The organism is Gottfriedia sp. S16(2024), from assembly GCF_050473765.1.
Taxonomy (GTDB): Bacteria; Bacillota; Bacilli; order Bacillales; family Bacillaceae_G; genus Gottfriedia.
In genome coordinates, this window is sequence record NZ_JBFLUO010000001.1 from 1,384,752 (window position 1) to 1,403,183 (window position 18,432).

General features: G+C 33.8%; 20 protein-coding genes. 13 read left to right on the forward strand and 7 right to left on the reverse strand.

Going from position 1 to position 18,432, the window contains the following annotated elements:
• Positions 1-111 precede the first annotated feature (111 nt).
• The gene (locus tag AB1282_RS06535) at positions 112-399 is read left to right on the forward strand and encodes a YwdI family protein (RefSeq protein ID WP_156339640.1); all 288 of its coding nucleotides are present in this window, start codon (positions 112-114) and stop codon (positions 397-399) included.
• 18 nt (positions 400-417) lie between these two features.
• Positions 418-783, forward strand: coding sequence for a DUF423 domain-containing protein (locus tag AB1282_RS06540; protein ID WP_056469157.1), 366 nt, complete (start codon positions 418-420; stop codon positions 781-783).
• 51 nt (positions 784-834) lie between these two features.
• Here the strand turns inward: AB1282_RS06540 and gerQ are convergent, their stop codons facing one another.
• From gerQ to hemQ, 3 genes are all read right to left on the reverse strand, one after another.
• On the reverse strand, positions 835-1,227 hold the full coding sequence (gerQ, locus tag AB1282_RS06545; RefSeq protein WP_390310782.1) for a spore coat protein GerQ: 393 nt from the start codon (positions 1,225-1,227) through the stop codon (positions 835-837).
• Between the two features lie 28 nt (positions 1,228-1,255).
• Complete coding sequence (locus tag AB1282_RS06550) at positions 1,256-1,684, reverse strand: cell wall hydrolase (protein WP_056469162.1); 429 nt, start codon at positions 1,682-1,684, stop codon at positions 1,256-1,258.
• 222 nt (positions 1,685-1,906) lie between these two features.
• Positions 1,907-2,653 carry a hydrogen peroxide-dependent heme synthase gene (gene hemQ / locus AB1282_RS06555; RefSeq protein ID WP_056469164.1) on the reverse strand — a complete coding sequence of 249 codons (747 nt, stop codon included), beginning with the start codon at positions 2,651-2,653 and terminating at the stop codon, positions 1,907-1,909.
• Between the two features lie 235 nt (positions 2,654-2,888).
• Between hemQ and pta the strand changes: the two genes are divergently transcribed.
• Complete coding sequence (pta, locus tag AB1282_RS06560) at positions 2,889-3,860, forward strand: phosphate acetyltransferase (protein WP_429898740.1); 972 nt, start codon at positions 2,889-2,891, stop codon at positions 3,858-3,860.
• A 177-nt stretch (positions 3,861-4,037) separates the two neighbouring features.
• On the opposite strand, the gene AB1282_RS06565 is transcribed toward pta, so the two are convergent.
• Positions 4,038-4,886: a lipoate--protein ligase family protein gene (locus tag AB1282_RS06565; RefSeq protein ID WP_056469174.1), complete on the reverse strand. Its 849-nt coding sequence runs from the start codon at positions 4,884-4,886 to the stop codon at positions 4,038-4,040.
• Between the two features lie 196 nt (positions 4,887-5,082).
• Between AB1282_RS06565 and AB1282_RS06570 the strand changes: the two genes are divergently transcribed.
• Positions 5,083-6,006 carry an iron-hydroxamate ABC transporter substrate-binding protein gene (locus tag AB1282_RS06570; RefSeq protein ID WP_429898741.1) on the forward strand — a complete coding sequence of 308 codons (924 nt, stop codon included), beginning with the start codon at positions 5,083-5,085 and terminating at the stop codon, positions 6,004-6,006.
• Positions 6,007-6,101: 95 nt separating this feature from the next.
• On the opposite strand, the gene AB1282_RS06575 is transcribed toward AB1282_RS06570, so the two are convergent.
• Positions 6,102-6,944 carry an RsfA family transcriptional regulator gene (locus AB1282_RS06575; protein WP_056469938.1) on the reverse strand — a complete coding sequence of 281 codons (843 nt, stop codon included), beginning with the start codon at positions 6,942-6,944 and terminating at the stop codon, positions 6,102-6,104.
• A gap of 221 nt (positions 6,945-7,165) precedes the next feature.
• Here AB1282_RS06575 and AB1282_RS06580 point away from each other — a divergent pair, with 221 nt between their 5' ends.
• Together AB1282_RS06580 and AB1282_RS06585 are read left to right on the forward strand one after the other, a co-directional pair.
• Positions 7,166-7,393, forward strand: coding sequence for a DUF1450 domain-containing protein (locus AB1282_RS06580; RefSeq protein ID WP_025671004.1), 228 nt, complete (start codon positions 7,166-7,168; stop codon positions 7,391-7,393).
• 461 nt (positions 7,394-7,854) lie between these two features.
• Complete coding sequence (locus AB1282_RS06585; RefSeq protein ID WP_056469180.1) at positions 7,855-9,168, forward strand: HD domain-containing protein; 1,314 nt, start codon at positions 7,855-7,857, stop codon at positions 9,166-9,168.
• A 126-nt stretch (positions 9,169-9,294) separates the two neighbouring features.
• Here AB1282_RS06585 and AB1282_RS06590 read toward each other — a convergent pair whose 3' ends face one another.
• Positions 9,295-9,480, reverse strand: a complete 186-nt coding sequence (locus tag AB1282_RS06590; protein ID WP_056469182.1) for a 2-hydroxymuconate tautomerase — start codon at positions 9,478-9,480, stop codon at positions 9,295-9,297.
• Positions 9,481-9,642: 162 nt separating this feature from the next.
• On the opposite strand from AB1282_RS06590, the gene AB1282_RS06595 reads away from it, so the two are divergent.
• Positions 9,643-10,311 (forward strand): site-2 protease family protein, encoded by a 669-nt coding sequence (locus AB1282_RS06595; RefSeq protein ID WP_056469185.1) that lies wholly within the window; start codon positions 9,643-9,645, stop codon positions 10,309-10,311.
• Between the two features lie 10 nt (positions 10,312-10,321).
• Positions 10,322-10,834: a YwhD family protein gene (locus AB1282_RS06600; RefSeq protein WP_056469188.1), complete on the forward strand. Its 513-nt coding sequence runs from the start codon at positions 10,322-10,324 to the stop codon at positions 10,832-10,834.
• Between the two features lie 285 nt (positions 10,835-11,119).
• Here AB1282_RS06600 and AB1282_RS06605 read toward each other — a convergent pair whose 3' ends face one another.
• Entirely contained in the window at positions 11,120-13,138 is a 2,019-nt protein-coding gene (locus AB1282_RS06605; protein ID WP_056469191.1) for a transglycosylase domain-containing protein, read from the reverse strand.
• Between the two features lie 314 nt (positions 13,139-13,452).
• On the opposite strand from AB1282_RS06605, the gene speE reads away from it, so the two are divergent.
• The 5 genes from speE to AB1282_RS06630 all read left to right on the forward strand — a co-directional run bounded on the left by speE (position 13,453) and on the right by AB1282_RS06630 (position 18,416).
• The gene (gene speE, locus AB1282_RS06610) at positions 13,453-14,280 is read left to right on the forward strand and encodes a spermidine synthase (protein WP_025671010.1); all 828 of its coding nucleotides are present in this window, start codon (positions 13,453-13,455) and stop codon (positions 14,278-14,280) included.
• Between the two features lie 13 nt (positions 14,281-14,293).
• A complete protein-coding gene (gene speB, locus AB1282_RS06615; RefSeq protein ID WP_025671011.1) occupies positions 14,294-15,166 on the forward strand; it encodes an agmatinase in 873 nt (290 codons plus the stop codon).
• A 189-nt stretch (positions 15,167-15,355) separates the two neighbouring features.
• Complete coding sequence (locus AB1282_RS06620; protein WP_056469193.1) at positions 15,356-16,471, forward strand: PepSY-associated TM helix domain-containing protein; 1,116 nt, start codon at positions 15,356-15,358, stop codon at positions 16,469-16,471.
• A gap of 278 nt (positions 16,472-16,749) precedes the next feature.
• Positions 16,750-17,172, forward strand: coding sequence for a MerR family transcriptional regulator (locus tag AB1282_RS06625; protein WP_082459421.1), 423 nt, complete (start codon positions 16,750-16,752; stop codon positions 17,170-17,172).
• Between the two features lie 23 nt (positions 17,173-17,195).
• On the forward strand, positions 17,196-18,416 hold the full coding sequence (locus AB1282_RS06630) for an MFS transporter (RefSeq protein ID WP_056469198.1): 1,221 nt from the start codon (positions 17,196-17,198) through the stop codon (positions 18,414-18,416).
• The last annotated feature ends 16 nt before the right edge of the window (positions 18,417-18,432 follow it).

Below are 18,432 nucleotides of genomic sequence, written 5' to 3' on the forward strand. Positions count from 1 at the left end.
TTTAGTATACCACCGTTCGATTAAAATAGTGCTTAATTTGGTTGGTATTCGCTTTCAGAAAAAAGCCATAGTATAATAGGGTTTATTGGATTGTGTTAATAAAGTTTGGTGGTGATTTATCTGAATATCAGTGTAGAAAAAGTAATCCAGCAAATTGAAAATGAGTTACATAAGGCAAAAGTAAGTACGCAAAAACCTGGACAGTTACGAGAAAGAATTGCCAGTATTCGTTCTTTATGTGAGTTGCTTCTTGAAGACGAGGGCAGTGTAGAGGTTCCAAAGAATATAATAACTAGTAGTATCGTTCAATCAATACCAAGTCAGCCTATTATGTCCGGACCTTCTGTGATGCCTAAATTAGATGACTCGGAACAAAGTGGATCATTATTAGATTTTTAAGATAAAGGGGGAGAAAAAGTGAAACTATTTTTCTTATTTGGTAGTATTTTTGCATTTTTATCAATCGCATTAGGTGCATTTGGAGCACATGGACTAGAGGGGAAAATTTCCGAAAAATCGCTTCAAATTTGGCAAAAGGCTGTTCAATATCAAATGTTCCAAACAGGTGGACTATTTATTATCGCATTTTTAATTGATAAATTTGGTTCAACGACTCAATTAATGTGGGCGGGATGGTTATCTATTATAGGGATCGTCTTATTCTCAGGAAGCCTGTACATATTAAGTGTATCTGGAATTAAGATACTAGGTGCAATTACACCATTAGGTGGTTTAGCATTTTTAGTAGCTTGGATTTTAGTAGGGATTTCAGTAATGAAATAAAAAAAGTGTTCAATAAAAGTGCAATTATTGCACTATATTGAACACTTTTTTTTATAGTTGATAAGGTAAAGCTATTTCTTCGTCAAATGTGACGTAATCTAAGTAAATTGTCAACAATACGAATGTTTTGGTTGTATTTACATCTCTGAGTACAATATGGTCACGTCCAGCTCCCATAATATACCCGACAAATACTTGTTGCTGGTGACCAGTGAACGTCATATAAACCGTAGCAATTTTCCCACGATTGGCTCTAAGTATATTTTCTACATAGGATTGTTCAAACATACTAGCCGAGGCGGTAACTTGACCTTGTTGGGTAATCATACCGCCTGATGGGGCTGCATATCCTTGCCCCTGTCCGGTTTGTTGTCCTTGCCCTTGCCCTTGGGCAGGTTGCGCCGCACGATAAAGATTTGGATAATATTCGTAAGGATTACTCAAAGAAAAAACCTCCCTTAGTTAAATCAAACTAAACACTGTAAACTTTAGGACAATCTTGAGAAGTTGGTTGATAAAAGCAATGTGATTTAAATCTTCCTGCTAGTTTTTGGTTAAACCAAGTTCCTGGGCATGAACCTGCAGGTCGGAAGAACCATAGGCCATAAGTGGCTGGCCAAAAACGTTGCCCTGCTATTACTTTTCTAGATAGTTCAATATCTTGATCCCTGGCACGTTGGTAAAAGTAAGATTTTTGAACAGCTTCGAATCCACCAGGATTTTGATAAACCATATCTGATATACTTCGAATGTCTCTAAAATCTAAGCAATCACATAAAACCCTATTAACACAGACATTTCCAACCATTAACATACCTTGTTGACCTTCACCTTCAGCTTCAGCACGCATTAATCTTGCAAGCAAAGAAACCTCAGCATCGGTAAAACGAATTACAGCCATAAAAAAGCCTCCTCATCCGAATTAAATATTCTGCATGAATCCCATTGGTGATCGGAAAGCGAGGACTAATTAGTTCGTTCACTACTGTAACTATATTAAAATTGAAAGAAACATATGACTTCTTTTCCAATAGGAAAATAAAAAAAACTTCTCAAAAAAGAGAAGTCTTTTAATTTATATACTATGACTGATCGTATTCAGTGGATACTCTAAAGTATTCAATTATACGTAAAGATATTTCGAGAATCCATCTTCTTTTAGAATTGTTCCAACAAAGAATGAACCAAATACTCCATAACGAGCACTTACTTCATCAAAGCGCATTTCATAGATTAATTTTTTGAATTGTAGTACGTCTTCAGAGAATAAAGTAACGCCCCATTCATAATCATCAAATCCAACAGAACCAGTAATAATTTGTTTAACTTTACCAGCGTAACCACGACCAATTTTTCCGTGACTGTACATCATTTCTTTACGAGCACCTGAAGGAAGCATGTACCAGTTATCTTCACCTTCACGCTTTTTATCCATTGGATAGAAGCATACGTATTGAGATTTTGGTAAAGCAGGGTAAAGTCTAGCGCGAACATGCGGATTTTGATATGGATCGCCATCTTCTTCGCTTAAGTAATTACTTAATTCAACAACAGAAACGTATGAATAAGTTGGAATCAAAAATTGAGATAATGTAGTTTTGTTAATTTCTGTTTCGATATGTAATAACTCATCCATTGTAGGTCGTAAAACCATAAACATAATGTCTGCTTTTTGACCTAAAATATTGTAAATAGCATGGCTACCTTCACCAGAATCAGCAACTTGATTCCATTTTGAGAAAACTTGTTGGAACTCTGTAATCGCTAGTTGACGCTCATCACTACTTAATTGTTTAAAAGCATGCCAATCCATACTTCTAAAATCATGTAAACAATACCAGCCATCTAAAGTTTTTGCAGCTTCACTCATTTTAAATCCCCCAAACGTTATCGTATTGATTTTCATTTATATAGCATACTACAAATAAAAGTATTTTGTAAAAACATACAAAATTATACAGTATTCAAATTTAGTTTGAAAATTAGGAATTAATTTACTTTAAATGATAGCGCTTTATTAAATATATTATATTTTTCATTATACTAAAAAGGTTTTATTCTAATTATGTACAAATAAAATAATTTTAAAGATTTCGGAGGCTATTATGAGCAATCTATTTGAAAGCATTAAACAAAAAGTATCAGGTAAAGGTATTTCGATTGTTTTACCAGAAGGTACAGATGAGAGAATCTTAACAGCAGCTGACAGACTAGCGAAAGAAGATGTATTAAAACCGATTTTAATAGGTAATGTTGAAAGCGTGAAAGAAAAAGCAAGTAGCTTAGGTTTAGAACTTCAAGGAGTAGAAATTTTAGACCCATCTACTTATGGAGAAATGGAGCAATTAGTTGCATCATTTGTTGAACGCCGTAAAGGAAAAGCAACTGAAGAGCAAGCTCGTAAAGCATTATTAGATCCAAACTACTTTGGAACGATGTTAGTATATGCAAACATTGCTCAAGGATTAGTTAGTGGTGCAACACATTCAACTGCAGATACAGTACGACCAGCGCTTCAAATCATTAAAACAAAACCAGGCGTTACAAAAACATCTGGTGTATTTATCATGGTTCGTGAAGATGAGAAATACGTATTCGCAGATTGCGCGATTAATATTGCCCCAAATAGCCAAGACTTAGCTGAAATTGCAATTGAAAGTGCAAAAACAGCTAAACTATTTGACATTGACCCTAAAATTGCAATGTTAAGCTTTTCAACAAAAGGATCTGCAAAATCGCCTGAAACTGAAAAAGTTGCAGAAGCAGTTAAAATTGCAAAAGAGCTTGCTCCTGAATTAACTTTAGATGGCGAGTTCCAATTTGATGCAGCATTTGTACCATCTGTTGCAAAAAGCAAAGCTCCTGATTCAGTTATTCAAGGTGATGCTAACACATTCGTATTCCCAAGCTTAGAAGCAGGTAACATTGGTTACAAAATTGCTCAACGTTTAGGTAACTTTGAAGCAATCGGACCAATCCTACAAGGCTTAAATATGCCTGTTAATGACCTATCTCGTGGTTGTAACAGTGAAGACGTTTATAAATTATCAATCATCACAGCTGCTCAAGCTCTATAATTAGGGCTTGTGTTAAGTAAAAAGAGTGCTCTTAAGTCAATGAACTTATGAGCACTCATTTTTTATTAGAACACTTTGTGTTTATTGATTAAACCTGTATATAAGAAAAAACCAAAAAACCAAAAGGTATTTTTCAGCCTTTTGGTTTTTTCAATTTATAAAATCCTTATTCTGCTCTTATCTTTCTTGCATAGAACTTATTTCCGAATTACGATCGATCATTCGTTGCAAATGGTAATTATATAATTCTATTTCATCATCAAGTAAAGAGTTAGGAGTTAATTTTGGAGTTAATTTAATTAAAGATTGAAGTAGTCTTGTCATTACATCCGTCACTGTAAGATTTAATGATAGTAGTTCGGAAAGAGATGCCATTGTATCAGGAATAATTGTAGGATATTTAAACGAAGTTTCTTTGTTATCAATCGCAATTTCATAAAAATCTTTAATAACTGAAGCACGTTTTGAACCACTTTCGTTAATACATAAATAAATTTGAACAGCAACCCCTTTACGGATCCGACGTTGAGAAATACCCGCAAACTTCTTGTCATCAATACTTAAATCAAAATCTCCTGGACAATATGATCCGACTATTTCTTTAGCAACTATTTTATCTGTTAAGTCCTTAAACATATCTTGAATTAGTGCATACATCGTTTCATAGCCGTCATTAATTTGCAGCTTATGTTCAGCCTCTGGAAAGAGGATAGATATATTTAAAACACCTTCATCTAAAACAACAGCAAGCCCACCTGAATTTCGTACGATTGCCTTGTATCCATGGTCATTAAGAAATTTAACCCCATTTGTTAGATTCGGCAGTCTAGTATCTTGAATTCCTAGAACGATTGTATTGTGATGTACCCATGTTCGAATTGTTGTTGGAGACTCCATTTTCCCAATTTTTGTACATAATGTGTCATCTAATGCAAAAGATTGGATCGCCTCAAAGGATGGCCCTAAAGTTGAGCCGTCTATAAAACGTATTTCATCTGTTTGTAACCGATTCAAATGTTGATTCATTAAATAAGCCCCTTGCGTTTTGCGTTTGTTTTCCTATTTTAGCATGATTTTAAACTAAATAAAAAAACTTCATATTCTGAATAGTAAATATAGGTTGACAATAATTTAAATCAAACATATAGTAAATAAAGTAATGAAAATGATAATCGTTATCAATTAAGTATAAGGTTGATAATAATAAAAAAAGGAGATTTAAATGAAAAAGTTATTATTACCGTTTATTCTTATTTTTGTATTAATCACGAGCGCATGTAGTCATAATTCGTCAGATAAGAAGGCTAGCACTTCAAATATGGACGATCAATCTAAAACATTTACATATCAATCAGAAACTGGTCCCGTTGAAGTACCAACACATCCAAAACGCGTTATCTTACTTTCAGGTTTTACGGGTAATGTCATTTCTTTAGGAGTAAATGTTGTTGGGGTAGATGTTTGGTCAAAGAATAATCCAACTTTTACGAAAGAATTAAAGGATGTAGCGGAAGTATCAGATGAGAATCTTGAAAAAATAATTGAGTTAAAACCGGATTTAATTATTGGGTTATCAACTATTAAAAACATAGATAAATTGAAAGAGATTGCTCCAACGGTTACATACACGTGGGGTAAGTTAGATTATTTAGCACAGCATATCGAAATTGGTAAACTGTTAAACAAAGAGAAGGAAGCCAGAGAATGGGTTGGTGACTTTAAACAACGCGCGGAAAAAGCAGGAGATGAAATTCGAGCTAAAATTGGTGAAAATGCAACTGTATCAGTATTTGAATCATATGATAAACAGCTATATGTATTCGGTGATAATTGGGCCCGAGGAACTGAAATACTATACCAAGCAATGAAATTAAAAATGCCTGAGAAAGTAAAAGAAGTGGCTTTAAAAGATGGTTATTACACGCTTTCTACAGAAGTGCTGCCACAATATGCAGGAGATTACATTATTTTAAGTAAATACGCAGATGCAGATTTATCGTTCCAGAAAACAGATACATATAAATCTATTCCAGCTGTAAAAAATAATCGTGTATACGAAATGCTTGGCAATGGCGCTTCGTTTAGTGACCCAGTTACACTTGAAAAACAGCTAGCATTCTTTAAAAAATCATTTTTAGAAAATTAATAGATTGTAGTCGGAATTTCAAAATTAGTGAACATAAAAATAGAGGGACTAAATCAAAACCAAGATTTAGTTCCTCTATATTATAACCGACAATGTTATTCTGCAATTTTTTCTAAATTTCCGTTCTTATCCATTCTAAAGGATGTTGCTGCTGGTTTCTCTTCCTCTTCAAATAGTACTAATTTTCTAGCACGGTTCATTATTTTCATCATTGTTTCATAGTCTTCTTGAACAGTAGTAGCATCTTTTTCAAGCTTTTCTACTTGTCTCTGTAACTGTGAATTTCGTTCCTGCAATTGAATAAGCTCTCTTTTTAGTTGATCATTTTCACGGACTAAACGATCACTACCAATCTGACTACTTGAAAGACCTTGTAAGAACTGGATGACATCAAACATTGTAATTGAACTTTTTCTAGTATTCACTGGTGAAGCTGGCGTAGTCTGTGATTGATACTGACTTTGAACTGAAGGAATACTTGAAAATATCTCAGTTGTTGGTTCATCATTATGCGTTACTTCAACAGTTGTGTCATTTTCATTATCAGTTTCCACAAAAGAACCAAATTCTTGATCGAGTTCAACACCATATTCTAAGTCTTGTTCATCATTTAAATAACGATCAAAATTACTAGATACATCTGTTTGTATATAACTAGATTCAGAAGGTGTATATAATAACTTTTTCTTAGCATCTTCACCTTTAGCGTGACGAAGCTTTTCTTTACGGAATTTCTTTGCTAATTGAAGTGCTTTTTCATAATTATAGCGAACTACAGCATTCCAACGAAAACCACATGCAGCCGAGGTGCGTTCTAAAACATCGCCTACTTCTTCAAAGGCATTTAATTGGGTACTACCTTCTCGTACATGACGTAAAACGGTTTCTGCTAAAAGTAAATCATTTTCTTCAGTCCAAGCATCTTGTCTTAATTTCATCATAGAAAATTCTCCTCAACTTTCTTTTATTCAATTAAATTGGTTTATTTTCGTAGCTGATTAATAGAAGTTTGGACAAAAAAATAGAAAACTATACAAAAAATAGAAAATAGTAGAATACTATTTGGAGTGATTTAATTGGAAAACTTGCATGTCCTTTTTGGAACGAGTAAAATTACTGCTGAGTATGTTCAATTTAGAACAGAAAGGATTGTAAAAAAATGTCAAATGAGTTTAGAATATGTGATGACTGCCAGGCGACAAATATTAAAACATTAGTCCCTCGCTTAAAAAGAATAGATGATGAAGCAGAGATTAAAATTGGTTGTCAATCTTACTGTGGACCAGGACGAAAAAAATCATTTTGTTTCGTAAACAACCGCCCTTTATCTGCACCAAACGAAGATGATCTACTTGTAAAGATAAAGTCAAAACTAGGTAAGAATTAAACGTTCCTTCATCTTCAGGAGCGTTTTTTTGATATAATAGTAAAGAAATGCGGAAGGCGTTTGGTCAGCCCCGACAAGCATAAGACGAAATCCAAGGAAGGTTGGTTTTTACCTTCATTGGAATTTGGCTTATGACCTCGAGGGGCTAACGCCTGTAGCTAGACAATTTGAAATGTGGAGAAAGCTTGTTCAGCTCTGAAGGGAATATCTCCATTCAGCTGAAGAAGTGGCGATCTTTCCACTTCGAAGATGGATGGAATATTACCGAAGAGCTAGCTTTCGGAACTAGACATCATAAAATACATATTTTAATTTTGGTTTTTACCTTCATTGGAATTTGGCTTATGACCTCGAGGGGCTAACGCTTCGGACTACAAAGAGAAAGATAGAAGAGTCCTGTTCAGAAAGTAAATCAATTAGCATATAAAGAATTAGTGTACATATTGAAAGGGGGCCAACATATGTCATATCGTTTCCAAAAGCTTTATGAGGAAAAAGTATTTAAAGATCCTGTACATCGTTATATCCACGTAAGAGATCAAGTTATTTGGGATTTAATCGGAACAAAAGAATTTCAGAGACTACGCAGAATTAAACAGCTTGGTACTACATATCTGACGTTTCATGGAGCTGAGCATAGTCGATTTACTCATTCGCTTGGCGTTTATGAAATTATAAGACGTATGGTAGATGATGTTTTTTCTGGTCGTCCTGATTGGAATGATGATGATCGCTTATTAGCTCTTTGTGCTGGATTATTACATGATGTTGGTCATGGTCCTTTTTCGCATACATTTGAAAAGATATTTAATTTAGATCATGAAGAATTAACGAGAGAAATTATTGAGGGTTCAACAGAAATTAATGATGTTCTAAAAAAAGTAGGGGATGACTTTCCTAAGAAAGTGTCGGAAGTCATTGAGAAAACATCGGCGAATAAGTTAGTTACGAGCATGATTTCAAGCCAGATTGATGCAGATCGAATGGATTATCTTCTTAGAGATGCATACTACACTGGTGTAAGTTACGGTAATTTTGATATGGAACGTATTTTGAGAATTATGCGTCCTCGACCTGATGGTGTTGTTATTAAACAATCAGGTATGCATGCTGTTGAGCACTACTTAATTAGTCGATTCCAGATGTACTGGCAAGTATACTTTCATCCTGTGTCTAGAAGTGCAGAAGCTATTTTACAAAAGATATTACAAAGGGCTAAATATTTGCATGAAACAGGTTACCATTTTAATTATGTACCAGTTCATTTTGGTCAATTGTTTGAGGGGAAAGTTGACTTAGATGAATATATCAAATTAGATGAATCAGTCCTTTTGTATTATTTCCAAGTATGGCAGGAGGAATCTGACCAAATCTTAGGTGATCTGTGTCAACGGTTCTTAAGTAGAAAATTATTTCAATATGTAGACTTTGATACGCAAAAGCATACTGAAAAGTTTGCTGAACTAAAAGAGTTATTTTTAGAAATAGATATAGACCCAGAATACTATTTAGTTATCGATACAATTTCAGACGAGGCTTATGATTACTTTAGGTATGGTGAAGAAGGTGGAAAGAAGCCGATTCTACTATTACAAACGAACGGGGATTTGAAAGAAATCTCGCGTAAATCAGAGCTAGTAGATGGAATAACTGGTAAAAAGTTATTCGATTCTAAGTTATATTTTCCTCATGATTTAATTTATAGCAATCCTGATGAAAAGAAAAAGAAAGTAATCGAAATGATTGAAGAAATAGCAGGGGCTAAAAGAAGATAAAAACAGTAAACGGAAGTTACTCCGTTTACTCATTATTTAGACAAAGTACTAAAAACTTGTTTTTCAGACTGATTGAAAGCGTTTGGCGGGCAGTCTGACGTTTACTGTTGATGTATGTAAGGAATTCTATTCGTCACTTAGGCGTTTACCTGCAACGGCATAATGGTTTTTTGTCATTTCTTCAATGAAAACAACAATCTTTTCGGTTGGAGCACCTGTTGTTTCACTAACAGCTGAAGTAACTTTTTCTACTAAAGCTTTTTTTTGTTCTTCAGTGCGACCTTCTAGCATTTTTACTGTAACGTATGGCATATTATGACCTCCTTCGTTTTGTCATTTTTATTATAACTCAGGAAGTCAGAATAATAACGATTAAATCGATTAACATTGAAGAAATCATAAAGAATAAATTAAACTATTAATAAATTAACCGTTCAGTTAAGTAAAACAGTAATTTCTTGAGAGGAGTAAAGAATGGGATCATTTTTTCAATATCCATTAAAAGATATACCATTAATATTACTAGTTGTTGCGATTTCGTTATCAGTTCACGAATTTGCGCACGCTTATGTAGCTTATAAATTTGGAGATGACACTGCAAAAAGACAAGGCAGATTAACGCTTTCTCCATTTAGACATTTAGACATTTTCGGAACAATTGCGATTATTATTTTAGGTTTTGGTTGGGCAAGACCAGTTCCTGTAAATCGCCATAACTTTAAACATCCTAGATTAGCGGGTATCTTAACGACAGCAGCGGGACCGATTAGTAATTTAATACTAGCGACGCTTGGTTTAATCGCTTATTCACTATTGTATAAGTTCGGATTTTTTCATTCTTTCCCACAATCGCTATCAATGACTTTAGATTCTTTCTTTAATATTTTCGTTCAAATGAATATCGTATTATTTGTGTTTAACTTAATTCCTCTTCCGCCATTAGATGGATATCGAATTTTAGAGGATTTGGCTCCTAATGACCTTCGTGCAAAAATGTCACAATACGAGCAATATGGAGCATTTGTATTTTTAGTTTTAGTATTAACTCCATTAGATAACTATACAATACAGCCAATTTTCCAGGTTGCTATACCTTCAGTTTTCCACTGGATTAATTCAATCGTTACACCATTAATTTTTTAGGAGGGGCATAATGTCTGAACAACCAAAAAAGAAATCACTAGGTTTTAATATATTAAAAAATGATTCAACGAGTGGGCATGGCGGATTCGGTGTTGGAGCAATTAGTTTAGAAAATATTTCTCCAGTCTTTATAGATATACAAGAGAATGATGTTTTTGTAGATATCGGTGCAATGCATGCAAGAAGTTCAGTTGAAAAAGGAATCAAGTTTTTAACAAATGAGGATGAAGTTCCTAATGGAAAACCATATTGGTTAGTGTGGGTCGCAACGGAGCGAACTGAAAGTGGACCTTATTATGCTGGAGTAACTGGCTGTTATATGACAGTTGATCGTGAAGCTAGAAGGGGATATAAACTTCTTCCTGACCACGTAAATAAAATGGATAAAGCGATGAAACGAAAAATAATGGTTGAAGAGATGGATGAAAAGTCTCGCAAATTATTAGCCGATTTCTTAAAATCGCACAATGAAGAGATGTGGAATAATTCATCTGACCAATTAAAAACTGTGCTTTTAGGATAGTATACTTTTTTGCACATTAAGTAAGTATAAATTGGCAGCGAAGAAGGAAAGTCCACGTAGTTTCCAATTTTAAGTATTAAGTATAAGTGCAACTACGTCTCTGGCTTCGCCCTAAGGCTCGCCAATTGACGAGTTTTCTTTTGGTAAATTATATAAAAAATTTGAAGAAATCGTCGAATAATCTTTTTACATTTAAGACTAAATAAAGTAAACTAATATTAGCTTGGACAAAGCTAGGACTAGGACAAACAAAAGACCTTACCAATTTGGTGAGGTCTTTTGTTTTTATAGTAAATATTTAGAATACCAAGGTTTACTGTCTTTATTTTCCTTTTTATGTTTTTGGTTCATTTTTTTATTCATACAAGGTTTTGTAGGTTGTGTCCCTCTACGAAAATAAAGTGAAACCTTATCGCCGCAGCCTTCTTTATACAAAAGGCCAGTCTTTTCATCTACAGCAACTTTTACTAGATCATTAGGTAGTTTAGAGTCTATATTTTTATCCATTAAATTTGTCATAACGGATGCCCATACTTTCTTGGACAGTGTACCTTCCTCTGCGGTTAAATTTTTTGAATGATCATACCCAACCCATACTCCAACAATAAGATTCGAATGGAATCCAATCATCCAACTGTCCGTTTTTGTAGTTCCAGTTTTACCATAATAATCTTTTGATAGTTCAGGAATAATACTAGTACCTGTTACTGGCAAGTAGCTTGAAAAATTTGTGTTGAACATTCCGTTCATTAGTTGTTTAAGAATAATGGTTTGATCTTTATCTAATATTTGTTTTTTATCAAACTTTTCTTTATAAATCGTCTTTCCAGTTTGAGTTTTAATCTCTTTTACGAAATGAGGAATAACTTCTTTACCATTATTCGCAATTAGTGCGTATGCTCTTGTCATATCGAGCAATGAGGCATCTTGAGTGCCGAGTGCCATTGAAGGTAGTTTATTATTTGGTGTGGTTAAATGGAATAACTTCTGTGCTTTAATAAATTCGTCAGTACCAACTGCCTGTTGTGTTTTTACAGCGTATATATTGTCTGAAACAGCAATAGCTTTAGCTAGAGTAATTGAATCATGCGCGTATAGATTGCCACTGTTTTTGGGACTATATGAATTTCCATTTTCAAAGTGAAATATAGTAGGCTTACTTTGAAGTCTTGTTGATGGGGTATAACCATTTTCAAGTGCACTGTAATATAGAATTGGTTTTATTGTACTTCCTACTTGTCGTTTTGACGTTATTGCTCGATTAAATAAAAACTGTCCTTTCTCGCGGCCCCCAGTCATACCTAATACTTCACCAGTTTGACTATTTAATACGACTACACTAGCCTGTAAATCAGGTTGTGGTCTAATATATTTATCAAATGCTTGATCAATATGCTTTTGAATAGTGGAATTAAATGTTGTATAAATTTGACTACCATTGTTATTGATTGATTGGCCAATTGAAGCTGTAATCTCTTTTTGAACACTTTGTTGAAAATAGGATGTAAATGAAGAATTTGAAGTATGTTTAATCGGTTTTAACTTTATCGATTCATTAATTGCATTTTTAACAGTTTTTGAGCTGATTAGTTTATTTTGTTCTAATGCCGATAAAATTCGTTGCTGCCTTTTCTTTACAGATGAAAAATGAACGTAAGGATCATATGTTGAAGGATTAGCCGGAATACTTAATAAAAATGTAGATTCACCAATTGTAAGCTCGTTTGTCTCTTTTCCTAAGAAGGTATTCGCAGCAGTTTCTAGACCATAAATACCATGTCCAAAATAAATGGTGTTTAAATATGCTTCTAATATTTTATTTTTACTGTAGGCTGACTCAAGTCTCATAGTAAAAAAAGCCTCTTTTAATTTACGACTAATCGTTTTTTGTTGTGAAAGATATAAATTTTTTGCAAGTTGCTGAGTTATTGTACTTCCGCCTTGAGCGTATTGTCCTTTCGTTATATTAATTAAAATAGCAGAGCCCAACCTTTTTAAGTCAAAGCCATGATGATGAAAAAAATTACGATCTTCAGAAACTAAAATACTATTGATCGCAATCGGAGGCACATCTGCAATTTTTAGTGTTTTACGATTTTGAAGTAGCTTAGTTTTACTAATTAGTTTTTGATTGTGATCATAATAACTTGAATTTGACTCAATAAATAATGAAGGTTTAGTAGACGTAATTGCAAACAGATAAACACAAGATAAAAATAGTGTTCCTGAAATTGAAATAATAGTAAGCAAAATGCCGACCTTTTGAAGTGTACGCCAATGAAAAGAGTAGTTGATATTATACAAAAAATGTATCCTCCTCTCGATTCGTTTCTCTAATTTAATACTAGTATGGTAGATTAAGAGAAATTTTATTCAAATTACCGTAGTAAAAAATATCAAATAATTTAGCTTTAAAAATCTTGCATTTCACAAAAATTACTCTATACTTTTCTTTTGTACGGCAAAAAATTGTTGTAACAACACAAATCCGATAGGAATTAGGAAGAGTGGGGATAATACGGAACATAATCGAAAAGTCGAGGCGCATTGTTTTAGCCCCGACAAAACAATACTTATGTTTCAAACTAAATCTTGATAAAGAAGGGTAGATGCATTAAATGGAATTATGGTTTACTGAAAAACAAACAAAAAACTTTGGAATTACTGCTAAAATTAATAAAACTTTACATACAGAGCAAACTGAGTTTCAAAAGCTTGACATGGTAGAGACAGAAGAGTTCGGAAACATGCTTATTTTAGATGGTATGGTTATGACAACTCAAAAAGATGAGTTCGTTTACCACGAAATGGTCGCGCATGTACCTTTATTCACACACCCAAATCCTGAAAACGTATTAGTTGTAGGTGGCGGTGACGGTGGTGTTATTCGTGAAGTATTAAAACACCCAAGCGTGAAGAAAGCAACTCTAGTTGAAATCGATGGAAAAGTAATTGAGTACTCTAAAATATACTTACCTGAAATTGCAGGGAAATTAGAAGATCCACGTGTAGAAGTAAAAGTAGACGACGGATTTATGCATATTGCAAATAGTGAAAATGTATACGATGTAATTATGGTAGACTCAACTGAACCAGTTGGTCCTGCAGTTAACTTATTTACAAAAGGCTTCTATGCTGGAATCTCTAAAGCATTAAAAGAAGATGGTATTTTTGTAGCACAAACGGACAACCCATGGTTTACGCCAGAGTTAATCACACAAGTTCAACGTGATGTAAGAGAAATCTTCCCAATCACTCGTTTATACATTGCAAATATTCCAACATACCCAAGTGGAATGTGGACATTTACAATCGGTTCGAAAAAACATGATCCTCTTGAAGTAGAAGAGAATCGTTTCTTTGATATTGAGACAAAATATTATACAAAAGAGCTACACAAAGCAGCGTTCGTATTACCAAAATTTGTAGCTGATCTTACTAAATAAGGGGGCTTTATTTATGCGTTTTGATGAAGCTTATTCTGGAAATGTATTCATAAAGAGTCATCCAAGCTTTGAAGAAAGTAAAGCAGTTATCTATGGTATGCCTATGGATTGGACTGTAAGTTTCAGACCAGGTTCTCGTTTTGGTCCTACACGTATTCGTGAAGTTTCAATTGGATTAGAGGAATATAGTCCATATCAAGATAAAGAACTTGAAGAAGTTAAGTATTTCGACGCAGGGGATATTCCATTACCATTTGGTAACGCGCAAAGAAGCCTTGATATGATTGAAGATTATATTGACGGTTTATTAGCTGAAGGTAAATTTCCTCTAGGAATGGGTGGGGAGCATCTTGTATCATGGCCAGTAATGAAAGCTATGTACAAGAAATACCCAGATTTAGCAATTATTCATTTTGATGCTCATACTGATTTACGTGATTCATATGAAGGTGAGCCATTATCTCACTCAACACCAATTAAAAAAGTTTGTGATTTAATTGGACCAAAAAATGTTTATTCATTTGGAATCCGTTCTGGTATGAAGGAAGAATTTGAATGGGCTAAAGAAGTTGGAATGAATTTATTCAAATTCGAAGTGCTTGAACCGTTAAAGAAAGTACTTCCAACGCTTGCTGGACGTCCAGTATATGTAACGATTGATATCGATGTATTAGATCCTGCACACGCTCCTGGAACAGGAACTCTTGAAGCAGGTGGTATTACATCAAAAGAAATGCTTGATAGCATCTTAGCAATCGCAAATAGTGATATAAACGTTGTTGGGGCAGACTTAGTAGAAGTAGCTCCAGTTTACGATCATGCAGAGCAAACTCAAGTTGCTGCAAGTAAATTTATTCGTGAAATTTTATTAGGTTGGGTAAAATAATAAGATTTGAAAAGGCGATTTTTCGTTCATTAGAGCGAAAAGTCGCCTTTTTATATTGTTTTGAAATTGAAACACTTGTAGCAATACAAATAATATTTAACAAAAAATGTAAAATCCTATTGATAATGATAATCATTACCTTTATAATTGAGAACGATTATTGTTATCAAACTATGGGAGAAGATGAAGATGAAAAAAGGGGTAAGGAAATCTATTTTAACTCTACACTTGGTAAGCAGCTTAGTTTTTGGACTTTTTATTATTGCTGTTTGTGCAACGGGTAGTGTATTGGTGTTTGGGAATCAGATTGAGCATGTATTAAATCCGCAGTATTTTAAGCCTGAAAGTAGTGAAAGAAATGTTGGAATTAAAGAAGCAGAAAAGGTTTTCCTTGAACATTACAAAGGTTTTCAAATTTCGAGGATGGATGTGCCTTCAAAGTTATCAGATGTATATCATGCAAGTATGTCAAAAGGACATAATGAAATTGATGCATATGTAGATCCTAGCAATGGAAAATTATTAGGTAATTTTGATAGAGAGAAATCGATCGTTTCTTTTTTTAAAGAGTTGCATACACATTTATTATTAGATGATATTGGTGAAACAATTATTGGTATCGTTGCAATTGCATTTATTTTAATTCTTGTTACAGGTATTTATTTATGGTATCCAGGCATTAAACGAATGTTTAAAAGCTTAAAAATTAAATGGAATAAAAGTCAAATGGCTAAAAATCTATCATTACATAATTTCATTGGGGTTATTACTTTACCCTTTTTACTTGTTGTAGCAATAACAGGAATGCTATTTCCATTCCAAGAAAAGATTGAAGAATCTTTGAAATTGAAATTTACATCGAATTATCCTGAAGAACTTAAATCAGTTGATAATGGTAAACATCAAATAGGGCTGGATACTATAGTTGCCCAAATTAATAAATTGCACCCGGAAGGTGAGTTATACAAGTTGAGAATTCCAACGGATAAAGATGGTGTAATAGAAGCTCAATTAAGCGATGGTAGTTATGATCCTGAAGGTAAAGGAAATACCAGTGAGTTTTTCGATCAGTTTTCTGGAAAGCATTTAGGAACTTTTTCGAAAAATACTGAAACAGCCTATGATAAATTTTTTGTTTGGCGAGAAAGTTTGCATAGAGGAACTTTTGGTGGTGTGTTCGTAAAAACAATTTATGCCTTAGTTGGAATAGCTCCACTTGGTTTGGGGATAACTGGGATTACAATGTGGGCGCTAAAACGAAAAAACAAAGTTAAAAAAATGAGAAAATTACAGCAAACGGCCTAAGACTAACAGAATTTTACAAGGAAGTATGATAACGATATTCGGTTGAAATATTTGTTAGAACCCGAAAGAAAATGCGCATAAGCCGTATTTATCTTTCGGGTTTTTTGAATAGGTAACAAAAATGATTATTTGTACTGTTTTTATAGTAAAACAACAATTTTGTAGAAAGATAAAAATAGAAAAATGTACAAAGTTAACGTTGACGTTAACGATACAATAGGAGTAAGATAGATAAGTGATATAAATAATTTAAATTCATTTCGAAAGGAGGAAATGATTTGCTATACAAAATAGATGATGTAGCGAAAGAATGTGGATTAACAAAGCGCTCGATTCGTTATTACGAAGAAATCGGTTTGATCTCTCCGCCTGAAAGAAGTGAAGGAGGATTTCGACTTTATTCTGATCTGCATATAGAACGGCTAAAGAAAATAATGAATGTTCGTGATGTTCTTGGTTTTTCTTTGCAGGAGGTACAGGAATATATGGAAATTAGTGAGGCGTATGAAGAATTCCGATTACATTATAGAGAAAACAAGGAAAAAATGAATGAAGATGAAAGAAAAGAAAAGCTATTAGGGGCGGAAGTAATACTTGCTCAACAATTAAAAATGATTGATGAAAAGCTTAAAAAAATGAACGATATTCGAGATGAAATGAATGCGATGTATCAGAGGGTGCAAAAAGCTTTAGAACAATAAATAATATGGGAGATGGATGAAATATGTCAAACTTGGCAGATCGTAAGAAGCAAACTGCAAATCAAAAATCTGGTCTTTTGAATCAGCCAAAAGCAATTTGGGCTGTTGGTTTTGCTTGTATTATCGCATTCATGGGGATTGGATTAGTTGACCCAATTTTACCAGCAATCGCTGAAAAAATGCATGCTTCTAAAAGTGATGTAACGCTTCTTTTTACAAGTTACAATTTAGTAATGGCATTCGCGATGTTAATAACAGGTTTTATCTCTTCACGTATCGGAATTAAATGGACACTGCTTTTAGGTATACTAATTATTGCAGTCTTCGCGGGACTTGGAGGAAATTCAAGCGGTATATGGGAATTAGTATGGTTACGCGGAGGTTGGGGTCTAGGTAACGCACTATTCGTTGCGACTGCATTATCTGCTATTGTTTCATTATCTAGATCAGGTGTTGCACAATCGATTATTTTATACGAAACTGCAATTGGTCTTGGGATATCAGTTGGTCCATTATTAGGTGGGGAATTAGGTTCAATCTCTTGGAGAGGTCCATTTTTTGGTGTTGCTTGTTTAATGGTTATTGCATTTTTATCTCTATCCTTAATGATGCCAAAAACACCTATTACACAAAATACGAAAAAAGCATCGTTTCTTGATCCATTCCGTGCTCTTAAACATAGATCATTATTAACATTAGGGATTACAGCATTTTTATATAACTTTGGATTCTTTACTCTATTAGCATTCTCTCCATTCTATATGGGATTAAAGGAACGCGGTTTAGGATTCGTATTCTTAGGTTGGGGACTTTTACTAGCAATCACATCTGTATTTATGGCACCAAAACTTCAAAGAAAATTCGGTACGCTTAAATCGATGTATGCAATGTTAACTCTTTTCGCAATTACGCTTCTTATCATGGGAGTAGGAACAAATACGAATAGTGTTGTTATCGTTTGTGTAATTATAGCTGGTGCATTTTTAGGTAATAACAACACATTAATAACAACAGCAGTAATGCAAGCAGCACCAGTCGAACGTTCAACAGCATCAGCTGCATATAGCTTTTTACGTTTCCTTGGTGGGGCAATTGCTCCATATTTAGCAGGTAAACTTGCTGAATGGTATAATCCACACGTACCTTTCTATGTAGGTGGATGTTTTGTATTATTATCGGTACTTTTCTTGTTTATTAATAAAAAGCATTTAATTCATATTGATAAAGCAGAATCTGCACATTAATTTTATCGAGTATTTC

Excerpts from the sequence above, each read along its gene's own strand:
- AB1282_RS06600 (WP_056469188.1), top strand. The coding sequence starts at position 10,322 with ATGTCTGAACAACCAAAAAAGAAATCACTAGGTTTTAATATATTAAAA.
- hemQ (WP_056469164.1), bottom strand. The coding sequence starts at position 2,653 with ATGAGTGAAGCTGCAAAAACTTTAGATGGCTGGTATTGTTTACATGAT.
- speB (WP_025671011.1), top strand. The coding sequence starts at position 14,294 with ATGCGTTTTGATGAAGCTTATTCTGGAAATGTATTCATAAAGAGTCAT.
- AB1282_RS06585 (WP_056469180.1), top strand. The coding sequence starts at position 7,855 with ATGTCATATCGTTTCCAAAAGCTTTATGAGGAAAAAGTATTTAAAGAT.
- AB1282_RS06620 (WP_056469193.1), top strand. The coding sequence starts at position 15,356 with ATGAAAAAAGGGGTAAGGAAATCTATTTTAACTCTACACTTGGTAAGC.
- AB1282_RS06565 (WP_056469174.1), bottom strand. The coding sequence starts at position 4,886 with ATGAATCAACATTTGAATCGGTTACAAACAGATGAAATACGTTTTATA.
- AB1282_RS06590 (WP_056469182.1), bottom strand. The coding sequence starts at position 9,480 with ATGCCATACGTTACAGTAAAAATGCTAGAAGGTCGCACTGAAGAACAA.
- pta (WP_429898740.1), top strand. The coding sequence starts at position 2,889 with ATGAGCAATCTATTTGAAAGCATTAAACAAAAAGTATCAGGTAAAGGT.
- AB1282_RS06570 (WP_429898741.1), top strand. The coding sequence starts at position 5,083 with ATGAAAAAGTTATTATTACCGTTTATTCTTATTTTTGTATTAATCACG.
- AB1282_RS06595 (WP_056469185.1), top strand. The coding sequence starts at position 9,643 with ATGGGATCATTTTTTCAATATCCATTAAAAGATATACCATTAATATTA.
- AB1282_RS06630 (WP_056469198.1), top strand. The coding sequence starts at position 17,196 with ATGTCAAACTTGGCAGATCGTAAGAAGCAAACTGCAAATCAAAAATCT.
- AB1282_RS06575 (WP_056469938.1), bottom strand. The coding sequence starts at position 6,944 with ATGAAATTAAGACAAGATGCTTGGACTGAAGAAAATGATTTACTTTTA.
- speE (WP_025671010.1), top strand. The coding sequence starts at position 13,453 with ATGGAATTATGGTTTACTGAAAAACAAACAAAAAACTTTGGAATTACT.
- AB1282_RS06580 (WP_025671004.1), top strand. The coding sequence starts at position 7,166 with ATGTCAAATGAGTTTAGAATATGTGATGACTGCCAGGCGACAAATATT.
- AB1282_RS06550 (WP_056469162.1), bottom strand. The coding sequence starts at position 1,684 with ATGGCTGTAATTCGTTTTACCGATGCTGAGGTTTCTTTGCTTGCAAGA.